Below are 9,971 nucleotides of genomic sequence, written 5' to 3'. Positions count from 1 at the left end.
ACACTGCTCGCCGAAGGCGACCGCGCCGCACGCCAAGCCGACCGGGGGCAGGCGCTGCAGGACAAGGCGACCCGCAAGGACGCGAAAGCCGTCGCTGCCGACGCCGCACACGAGCGTGCCTGCAGGCGTTGCCGCTGGGTGGTGAGCCGGTCAAGATCGGCCATCACTCCGAACGCCGTCACCGGCGCGCGATCGAGAAGTCGTGGGATACGTTGGGCCGGTCGGTGCAGGCGGGCCGGGACGCCGATCACGCGCATGATCGCGCCGACGCGGCGACGCGAACCACCGATCACCGCTACGCACCACGCACCGTGGCGAATCGTATCGACACCCTCGAGGCCGAACAGCGCGGCGATCAACGCACCCTCGACGGTCACACCCGCGTGATCTCCCGAACCGCCGACGGTGAGGTCCAATACGCCGAAACCCACTCCCCCGCAACGGGTGAGTATCGGCAGCGAGTCCTGGACCGGATGACCCAACGCGGCGATGAGATCACCTACTGGCATCAGGTCCGCGATCAACAGATCGCCGACGGCCTCACCCCGGCTGGGGACCCACGGATTTCAGCGTCGGTGACTTCGTCCGCGTCGGTGGCCGGGTGTGGCGGCAAGTCACTCACGTGAACACGAAATCGGTGTCGGTGGCCAACATTCCGCAACCGCGCACGCCGCTGCACACCATCATCGGCAAGCAGACCTGTCATCGTGAGGTCACCACCGACTACACCGTGCGCTACCACCAGATCACGGCGGCGATGACCGAACCCGAAGCCCGCGACCGGTTCCCGGACATCTTCGAGGACCTCCACGCGAGCCCACTGCCGCCGCGTCCGAAACGCCGTGGCGGTAAGACCAAACTCGACCACCACCGCGGCCCGCAGTCCGATCGCTGGTACTGGGAAATCGGCGGCCTCGAATACGCCGCGGTGCGGGCGCACCCCGACCGCTGGTATGCCACCCCACCCGAGCCGGTCACCGACCCGGGGTTGGTGCGGGTGAGCGCGCAGCGCCGCGAACCGGGCCGGGTGCACGGTGAACCGATCGAGCTGCCGGTCACCGAGTTCCCGGTGTCCGGGCCGGTGTGCTGGCCCGAACAGGTCCACAACCAGGTCCGCGTCATCGTCGAGGCCCGTACCTACCTGCCCGCCGCCGCAGCCTGAAAAACCTGTCACCGCCGCCCCTTACCCGCTGGGTGCGGGACGGGCTCGTCGATCCCACGAAGGAGTTGTTCGCCATGTCCGCACACCAGCCGCGACGACCAGTGCCGCCGGAGTTCCTCGCCCAGCGGCGCACCACCCTGTCCCCGAACCCGAACTCCTGGCGGGCGTGGCTGATCGGTGGCGAGGTCGCCGACGTACCCGGAGCAGACCGATGACCCGAATACCGGAGTTCGAGCAGTACACCGCCGCGATGCGGAACCGGACCGCGGAGCTGATGTGTTTCGAGGCCACCGGCTACGTGCGTGGCTGGTGCGACGCGCGTGGGGTCGGTGCTGGGGAGGCGACCGATTTCGGGCATGCATTCGCCGTACTCGTCGCCGCGGGCGGTTCGCGCCCGAATATCGCCGACGCCTGGACCAACTGGTGCCACGGCCGCGACATCGGCGCCGGCCCCGAGTTCGAGTGCACCCGGCCCGCAGCCCTCCGCCCCTGAGCCCGGCCTCGCTGCACTGGGCGGCCGAGCAGCGCCGCCAAAACGCTGCCCGCGCCCTGGAGGCCATTCAAGGCCTCGAGCAACTGGCATTTCGCCGCCACGCCGTTGCCCGCGCGGAGGTCGACGCGTCGTGGGCGCTGGTGCAGACACTGCGCCAACAGCAATGAACCCCTGGGCGACCTAACGCCTGCACTCCCTGCCGTGTCACCTGTATCTGCCTGTCGGAGAGGAGTTTTCACTCATGTCGATCGCTACTTATGTGCGTCACGCCGAGTTGGGGGACCTGGTCGGGCTGCTGAATGCTCAGCAGGCCGCGAAACTCGATGTCGTCGCCCCGGCATCGGCGTTGCGTGCCAGTGATGGTCTGCTGCAGCTGTCCGGGGTCGAACCGGTCCTGGATGAGCGGGGTTTCACCCTCGTCGACGGCCTCTACCGGCCCACCGCCGCCGCCGACTCCCACCTCGGGACCAAGCTCAAGATCCCCGTTGGGTACCTGAAATGGTTGCGCGAGGAATCGCGGACCGATCTGTACGACGGCAACGTCAACGGCCTGCTGCATGGCTGCGACGACCCGCGCCTGCCCAGCACGGGTGATGACCGGTCGTTTCTGCTGCGCCTGTTCACCTCCGGAGTCCCGGACGAGCCCGGGATCCTGCGGGCAGTGTTGTCGGATCGCTACGGGATCATCGACAACCTCGACGTCCTCACCGCCGTGCTGGAGGGCATCCGGTTGGCCGATGCCGATGTGTCGGTGCGTTCGTGTGATCTGACCGAGTCCTCCATGCACTGCAAGGTGTACTCACCGAAGGTGTCCGCGCTGGCACCGAGCTTCCTCGCGAACTATCGGACCCCGTTCGCCAACCCCGACCTCGAGGCCGAACGCCGCCGCGCCGCAGGGCAACTGGAGCGGTGGCGCCCGGTCGCGGCCCGCGAAGGCCACGGCTATCGTCCCGGCAGCGAGCCGATCGTGTTCGCCGGGTTCCGGTTCTCCAACTCCGAGATCGGCCACCACGCAGTCACATTGAAACCGGAGCTGATGGTCGAAATCTGCGGCAACGGGCTCACGTTGCCGATGTTCGCCTACACCAAACGCCATATCGGGGATCGTCTCGAGGTCGGCGGTGTCGGCGGCTGGTCGCAGGACACCTACCGCAAACGCCTGGCGGTGATCACCGCTGAAACCCGCGACAAGGTCGCCGAGTGGCTGTCCCCGGAGTTCTTGGCCGCCCGTGTCACCGAGTTGGAGCGGCATGCCGCTACTCCGGTCGCGCACCCCGAACGCACCATCGAAGTCGTGTCCAAGAAGTTGGGGTTCACCGAGGACGAACGCACCGGCATCCTCTCGCATTTCATCGCCGGCGGTCAGCTCACCGCCGCCGGGATCGCCAACGCCGTCACCAGCTATAGCCAAACCGTGCCCGACGCCGACCGTGCCGACGCCCTCGACGACCTTGCCCTGCAAGCGATGTCCCTCGTTTGAGCGCCACCAGCGGCCCGTGGCACAGCCTGCGTCCGGACGTAGTCGTTGTTCTCCCTCACCCATCCCTGTGGGCCCTCACCAGCCCAGACCCTCGAGGAGGTTGTTTCCGCATGCCCGACACCCTTACCCTCGCCCGCGCAGAGTTCGACAGCGCCGAACATTTCGGCACCGCCGGGACCGTCACCGAGCTCGGTGAACCCACCGTCACCCGCTGGCGCGCCCAGCACCCGGACTGGAAAGCCAAGCACTGGGGCTACAGCGACCCCGACGACCACGGCGCGCGGTTCCTGCGCCCGATCAACGTCGCACTCCGCACCAAGAACTAACCCTCGCAACCGAATCCGCCGCACCGACCGGCCCTCGGGCGGCCCGCCACCGGTTCTCACCTGTCATATCCGCTCGGGTAGGCACCGACCAGTCCAAAGCTGGCCGGTGCCTACCTGTTTCACGATAGGAGCCATATTCGATGTCAAACGACACCGACACACCCATCACCGACACCATCGATACCGACACAGAAATCACCATCGACGACGCGGCACCCGCCGCGGCTGTCGTCGGTTCCGAGTCCAAGAGCGCGGTGCCCGCTGCGCCGGTGGCGGGTCGGGGGCCGACGATGGGTCCCGCCGAGCTCGATATCGACGAGAACGTGCGTAAGACCTTCCGGCTCGAAGACCACCCCGATGTCACCGAGTCCATCCGTGAGCACGGTGTGAAGAACCCGATCAAGGTGATCCGGATGCCCGACGGACGCCACGTCGTGCGCGACGGGCAAGTCCGCACCCTCACCGCGCTGGCCTACGGGCAGACCGAGGTGCCGGTGTGGGTCACCGACTTCGATCCATCGGTGGATGCCGCTGAGGCCGAGATCGACCGCATCACCGAGCAGATCACCGTCAACGACCGCCGGATCCCGCTCACCGATGGCGACCGTGCCGCGGGTATCGCGCAGATGCTCGACCTCGGCGCCTCGCTCACCCGGGTCGCGAAGGCGTTGCAAACCAAACGCGACGACGTCAAACGTGCGGGCAAGATCGGAACCTCGGCCACCGCACGCGGATTGATCGACGAAGGCCAGTACGACCTCGAACAGGCCGCTCTCATCGCCGAATACGACAACCTCGGCGACACCGATGCAGTCGAACGACTCCTGCGCGCCAACCGCAACTGGTTCTCGTACGAGGCCAACCGGATCGCCGCCGACCGCACCGAACAACGCAACTACCTGACCGCGGCACTGCCCTACGCCGAGGCCGGGGTCGGGATCCTCACCGACTACCCCGACGACGGACAATTCACCGACAACGGGCCGCTCGTGCTGGCAGCGGATCTGGTCGACGCCGACGGCGCGGCCGTCGATATCAGCCATATCAACGCCAACCCCGGTTTCTGGCTGGTGTGGTTGGAGGTCGGCGAGGACATGGTGTGGGTCGAGGTCGACACCGGCGCTCTCATCGACCCCGACACCGTGGACTGGGACACCCGCGAAAACCCCGACACCGAACCCGCCGAAGGACTGCGCCACGCCCGTGAGGTCGAACAACGCGAACAGATCCTCGCCGAATACTTCCTGCCTCGGGACCGGCTGGAGGCGGCCGGTCTGCGTGAACGCGAGAAAGACACCGACACCGATACCGGTGCCGACGGCACCGACACCCGCGACGCCTTCCAGGACGAACAAGACGGCCACGGCGAGGGCGACGAGCTCGCCTCCGCGCGTCGCGCTGCGGCGGAAGCCGCCGCGCAGGCCCAGGCGGAGGCGCGGGAGCAGGAGCGGTTGGCGCGGCGGCGGGTCCGCGAGCTCAACAAGCAGGGGGTGGCGGCCAAGACCACCCGCACCGAGTTCGTGGGGCGGCTGTTGACGCGCAAGACCCCACCGGCGCAGGCTCCGGTGTTTCTTGCCCAGGCGCTGGTCTCCGACAGCGGGCTGCTCAGCGAATACCACGCCTTCAGCACGGCCCTGGAACTGTTGGGCATCAAGGGTTTCCGCGGGCGCGACGAGGTCCTCGCCGACCTCGACACGACGAAACCGGCCCGCGCCCAGGTGATCGTGCTCGCGCTCGTCCTCGGTGCCTACGAAAGCCGCTGCGAGAAGACTCTGTGGCGCTACGCCGACCGCGGCGTGCGCCGCTACCTGAAATTCCTCAGCCTACTCGGCTACCCGCTCGTGCCCGTCGAACTCGCCGCCCTCGGCGAGGTCAACTCCGACGACATCGACATCGACATCGACACCGCCGCAACCGAACCCGACGAGCCAGAGCAGGCCGCCTGACCAACCTGTTCGGCCACCCCGGCATGCCGGTGCGCGCCTCGTTCATTACCGCGCGCGTACCGGCGTCCCTGGGGTTGTCCTTCCTTCGAACATGTAGGAGGTGTCCATCCCGTGACCGCTGTCCTGGACCTGCGGGCGGTGGCGTTCGCTGCCGCCGCCCGTGGCTGGCCGGTGTTTCCGCTGCGCCCGGGTGGGAAGAAACCGGCGATCAAGCGCTGGCCCGAGTTGGCCAGCACCGACGAAGATCGCATCCACCGCTGGTGGGGTTACAACCCGCGCTACAACGTCGCGATCGCGACCGGCCCGCCCAGCGGGCTGCACGTCATCGATCTCGATCCACACCACATGAGCCCACCCGCTCACCACCTCCCCGAGGCCCTTGCCCGGCTCGCCGCCCACTGCCCCGGCCCGCGCCACCCACACTGACCATCGCCACCCCCGCAGTTATCAACGGGTTGGTTCAGGCGCTCTTCAACGTCACCAACGACTGGAGCCAATGCGTCTTTGCCTCGTTGATTCATTGCTATCAGGGGGTGTGCAACAACGAACCCGAACGCATCACGCCGCCAGATCGGAGGATCAATGATCAGGAATTCAGCTCTGCTCCGCGCGGCTTTAGCTGCGGCAGGCCGTGGTTGGAACGTTATCCCGTTGGTCCCACTCGGCAAGACTCCTGCCGGTGCGCGGTTGGGAAGATCGGGCCACCACAGATCCCGATCGCATCCACCGCTACTGGGCTCACGGTGCGCGCAACAACCTCGGCATCGTGACCGGGAAGTCGGGCCTGGTTGTCATCGACCTCGATGACGGCCATGATGGGCGAGCGCCGAAAAGGTTCATGGGTGCGCGCCACGGTCGAGATGTGTTGGCACTGTTGGCTGCTCGCGCTGGCGAAGAAGTGCCGACCGACACCTACACTGTGGCAACACCGTCGGGGTTTCACCTGTATTTCCGGACACCCACCGGGCTTGCGCTACGCAATACGACGGCCAAGCTCGGTTGGCGGATCGACACCCGCGCGCACGGCGGCTATGTCGTCGCGGCCAGTTCGATCGTCAGGAACGGCAACTACCGGGTCGTTCGCGCGGAGCCTGCCGCTGAGCTGCCCGGGTGGCTCGCCGAGGCGTTGACACCGCCCGCGCCTCCCGATCCCGGGCCGCCGCTGTGGTTGCCCGGCACCCGGGCGGCTGCCTATGTCAGCGCCATCGTCGATAGCGAAGCACGAGCTGTGACGGCCGCCGAAGTCGGCACGCGCCACATGATCCTGCTGAAGGCGGCCCGCACTCTCGGCCGCTTGGTGGGCGGCGGGGAGTTGACCGAGCAGGACGCCAGGAACGCACTGATCGCGGCTTCGGCACCACATGTCGGCATCGCTGGCTACACCACCGGTGAGGTGGTGCGCACGATCGATGACGCCATCGCTTATGGCAAGCGTCTACCCCGGAGAATTAGGCCGAACATTTGACCTTCATCAGTGTCTCGCCAGCAACCGAACGAACGCGATAGGCGGCCATTACAGGATGCCCACAGCTCGCACGCGGTGCGACCGTGACTGTATAGACCGCGAGTTCTTCGAGCACGGCGCGCGGGGGTGGGCCGCATCGGGTCCTGATCAGCTGGCACCGCGACCAGGGCGACGAGCACATAGGCCAAGACGACTTCAGCGACCAAGGGTGGAACTGGACAGTTATCCAGGGCAACGAGACCACGCTGTTCGGGTTCCCGCGCAACTTGCCCCAGTTCCCAAGCCGTCGCTTGGGCATCCCACACCTGGCCGAACCCGACAACGTTGCGGAGGTCATCCGTCGTGTACCCACCATCGGGCGGTGAAGGCTACGAAGGCACCGACTATCGTCCCGGCAAGAAGTCGCGGTCAAGGTACTACACGGCACTGGGGCCAGTAGGCCGATAGGCGTCGTAGACGCCCTCTACGTTGCGGAGCACGCGGAGCAGATGGCTCAGGTGCTTCGGGTCGCCCATCTCGAAGGTGAACCTGCTGATCACGACCCGGTCACCGTGCGTGGCGACCGAGGCAGACAGGATATAGACCTTCTCGAAGGTCAGCGCCTTGATTATGTCCAGCAGCAGGCCGGTGCGGTCCAGCGCCTCGATCTGAACGGCCACCAGGAATACCGAGGACGGTGATGGCGCCCATTCGACGTCGGTGATGCGTTCAGCCTGATCCTGTAGCGATCCGACGTTAATGCAGTCGGCGCGGTGCACCCTGATCCCGCCGCCGCGTTTGACGAAGCCCACGATCTCGTCGCCCGGCACCGGCATGCAGCACTTCGCCAGCCTGGCGACCATGCCCCGCGCGCCCGGGATCAGCACGCCCGCGTCGCCGGTGACCCACTGCCTGCTCGGCGTCGTCGACAGGGTGGAGCGCTCGGCCAGCTCGTTCTCCACATCACCGATGCCACCGAGTTGGGCCACGAGTCGCTGCACGACGTGATGCGCGGACACCTCGTTCTCGCCGACGGCGGCGTAGAGCTCCGAGATGTCGGTGTAGTCCAGCTCATGCACGACGGCGGTCATCGCGTCCACGTTCATCAACCGGTACAGCGGCATCCCGACGCGGCGGACCTCATTTGTGATCGCTTCCTTACCTGCCTCCAGCGCCTCTTCGCGGCGTACCTTGGCGAACCACTGCCGAATCTTGGCCTTGGCGCGCGGGGAGACCACGAAGTTCTGCCAGTCACGACTGGGCCCGGCGTTCTTTGTGGTGGAGGTGAATACCTCGACGACCTCACCGGTTTCGAGCTGACGCTCCAGTGCAACCAGACGGCCATTGACCCGCGCGCCGACGCAGCGGTGCCCGACATCGGTATGCACGGCATACGCGAAATCGACCGGAGTCGACTTATACGGCAACGTGATCACATCACCCTTCGGGGTGAACACGAAGATCTCCGGCGACACCAGGTCGAAGCGCAAAGACTCCAGGAACTCGGCCGGGTCGGCGGCCTCACGCTGCCAATCGAGCAGCTGGCGCATCCACGCCATATCGTCGACCTCGGTGGAATCGCTGGAATGCTTACCGCGGATTACCTTGTAGCGCCAGTGCGCGGCAATGCCGAATTCCGCAGTGCGGTGCATGTCCTGAGTGCGGATCTGCACCTCCAGCGGCTTACCGTCGGGCCCGACAACCGTGGTGTGCAGCGACTGGTAGCCATAGCGCGGCTGGGCGATGTAGTCCTTGAACCGGCCCGCCATCGGCTGCCACAGCGAATGCACCACACCGACCGCCGCGTAGCAGTCGCGGAGCTCATCGCACAGGATGCGGATGCCGACCAGGTCGTGGATATCGTCGAAGTCCTTACCCTTGACGATCATCTTCTGATACATCGACCAGTAGTGCTGCGGGCGACCCTCGACCACCGCGGCGATGCGGCTCGCGCTCAGCGAGGTGACGATTCGGGCGCGCACCCGGGCCAGATAATCGGCGCGCGAGAGGGCACGGGCGGCGACCAGACGGACGATCTCGTCGTATTTCTTCGGGTGCAGGATCGCAAAGGCCAGATCCTCGAGCTCCCATTTGACCGTCCCCACGCCGAGACGATAGGCAAGCGGCGCAATGACTTCGAGGGTTTCCTTGGCTGTCTCGGCCTGCTGCTCCGGCGGCAGGAAACGTATGGTGCGCATGTTGTGCAGGCGGTCGGCCACCTTGATCACCAGAACGCGCGGATCACGCGCCATGGCGATGATCATCTTGCGGATCGTCTCGGCCTCCGCGGCCGCGCCGAGGTTGACCTTGTCGAGTTTGGTGACGCCGTCGACCAGGTGCGCCACCTCGGAACCGAAGTCCTCGGTCAGCTGCTCCAGCGGGTAGTCGGTGTAATTGACCGTGTCATGCAGCAGTGCCGCCACCAGCGTGGTGGTGTCCATGCCGAGCTCGGCCAGGATGTTGGCGACCGCGAGCGGATGGGTGATGTACGGGTCACTGGATTTGCGGAACTGATGCTTGTGCCGCTCGTCGGCGACGTCGAAGGCGCGCTGCAGCAGCATCAGGTTCGCCGTGGGATACAGCTCGCGATGCACGCCGGCCAGCGGCTGCAGCACCGGCTTAACCGCGGCGATGCCGCGCTGACCTTTTATTCGGCGCATCAAGCGAGCGCGCACGCCACGGGAGGCGGAGGTCGCCGCCGTCGAAGCGCTGTCCGGCTGTCGCATCGGTGCCTGCTGGTGCAGGTCGGCAGCCTGCCGGTCATCCTCGATGAGTCGGTGGAGGGCATCGAGGGCGTTGAGAGCGTCGGCTTCACCGTGGCGGTGGCCGAGGGTGCGATAGAGAGTTTGCGCCTGCTTGTACAACTCGGCGGCCTGACCGTAATCCTCTGTGGTCTCGCGTACGCGGCCGAGGTTTTTAAGGGCGTCGGCTTCCCCGAGGCGGTAGTCGAGGGCTCGGTAGAGGGTGAGTGCCTGCTGGTACAGATCGGCAGCCTGCCCGTCATCCTTGGTATGCCGGCGGAGGTCGCCGAGGGCGTCGAGTGCGTCGGCTTCGCCGTGGCGGTGGCCGAGGGCGCGATAGTGCGTCAGCGCCTGCACGTGCAGGCCAGCAGCTTGTTCG

The 9,971-nt window shown here is 66.5% G+C and carries 10 protein-coding genes; 9 read left to right on the top strand and 1 reads right to left on the bottom strand.

The genetic code is table 11. The features are described from left to right. The 9 genes from ON44_RS20155 to ON44_RS20115 all read left to right on the top strand — a co-directional run. Positions 1 to 626, top strand: a 626-nt coding sequence (locus ON44_RS20155) for a DUF3560 domain-containing protein (protein WP_157187230.1), incomplete at its 5' end; no start/stop codon positions are given. Then, complete coding sequence (locus ON44_RS46925; protein ID WP_051182224.1) at positions 623 to 1,162, top strand: hypothetical protein; 540 nt, start codon at positions 623 to 625, stop codon at positions 1,160 to 1,162. The genes ON44_RS20155 and ON44_RS46925, both read left to right, overlap by 4 nt. Before the next feature lie 74 nt (positions 1,163 to 1,236). Continuing rightward, entirely contained in the window at positions 1,237 to 1,377 is a 141-nt protein-coding gene (locus tag ON44_RS20150; RefSeq protein ID WP_157187229.1) for a hypothetical protein, read from the top strand. Continuing rightward, positions 1,374 to 1,655: a hypothetical protein gene (locus ON44_RS20145; RefSeq protein ID WP_040692363.1), complete on the top strand. Its 282-nt coding sequence runs from the start codon at positions 1,374 to 1,376 to the stop codon at positions 1,653 to 1,655. Before ON44_RS20150 ends, ON44_RS20145 begins: the two co-directional genes overlap by 4 nt. A gap of 241 nt (positions 1,656 to 1,896) precedes the next feature. Next, a complete protein-coding gene (locus ON44_RS20135) occupies positions 1,897 to 3,135 on the top strand; it encodes a hypothetical protein (protein WP_040692361.1) in 1,239 nt (412 codons plus the stop codon). Positions 3,136 to 3,245: 110 nt separating this feature from the next. Next, the gene (locus ON44_RS20130) at positions 3,246 to 3,461 is read left to right on the top strand and encodes a hypothetical protein (RefSeq protein WP_040692359.1); all 216 of its coding nucleotides are present in this window, start codon (positions 3,246 to 3,248) and stop codon (positions 3,459 to 3,461) included. Between the two features lie 140 nt (positions 3,462 to 3,601). Continuing rightward, positions 3,602 to 5,407 (top strand): ParB/RepB/Spo0J family partition protein, encoded by a 1,806-nt coding sequence (locus ON44_RS20125; protein WP_051182223.1) that lies wholly within the window; start codon positions 3,602 to 3,604, stop codon positions 5,405 to 5,407. Positions 5,408 to 5,518: 111 nt separating this feature from the next. Next, positions 5,519 to 5,833 carry a bifunctional DNA primase/polymerase gene (locus tag ON44_RS20120; protein WP_040692357.1) on the top strand — a complete coding sequence of 105 codons (315 nt, stop codon included), beginning with the start codon at positions 5,519 to 5,521 and terminating at the stop codon, positions 5,831 to 5,833. 253 nt (positions 5,834 to 6,086) lie between these two features. After that, positions 6,087 to 6,872 (top strand): bifunctional DNA primase/polymerase, encoded by a 786-nt coding sequence (locus ON44_RS20115; RefSeq protein ID WP_051182222.1) that lies wholly within the window; start codon positions 6,087 to 6,089, stop codon positions 6,870 to 6,872. 416 nt (positions 6,873 to 7,288) lie between these two features. Here ON44_RS20115 and ON44_RS20110 read toward each other — a convergent pair whose 3' ends face one another. Next, complete coding sequence (locus tag ON44_RS20110; RefSeq protein WP_373283185.1) at positions 7,289 to 9,949, bottom strand: RelA/SpoT family protein; 2,661 nt, start codon at positions 9,947 to 9,949, stop codon at positions 7,289 to 7,291. Between the last annotated feature and the right edge of the window lie 22 nt (positions 9,950 to 9,971).

This window comes from Nocardia vinacea NBRC 16497 (genome assembly GCF_000308835.1).
Lineage (GTDB): Bacteria > Actinomycetota > Actinomycetes > Mycobacteriales > Mycobacteriaceae > Nocardia > Nocardia vinacea.
This window is presented reverse-complemented; position numbering and strand designations above follow the sequence as displayed.

What these genes read in the sequence shown, in the direction of transcription:
- ON44_RS20130 (WP_040692359.1), top strand. Translation starts at nt 3,246, where the DNA reads ATGCCCGACACCCTTACCCTCGCCCGCGCAGAGTTCGACAGCGCCGAA.
- ON44_RS20145 (WP_040692363.1), top strand. Translation starts at nt 1,374, where the DNA reads ATGACCCGAATACCGGAGTTCGAGCAGTACACCGCCGCGATGCGGAAC.
- ON44_RS20125 (WP_051182223.1), top strand. Translation starts at nt 3,602, where the DNA reads ATGTCAAACGACACCGACACACCCATCACCGACACCATCGATACCGAC.
- ON44_RS20135 (WP_040692361.1), top strand. Translation starts at nt 1,897, where the DNA reads ATGTCGATCGCTACTTATGTGCGTCACGCCGAGTTGGGGGACCTGGTC.
- ON44_RS20150 (WP_157187229.1), top strand. Translation starts at nt 1,237, where the DNA reads ATGTCCGCACACCAGCCGCGACGACCAGTGCCGCCGGAGTTCCTCGCC.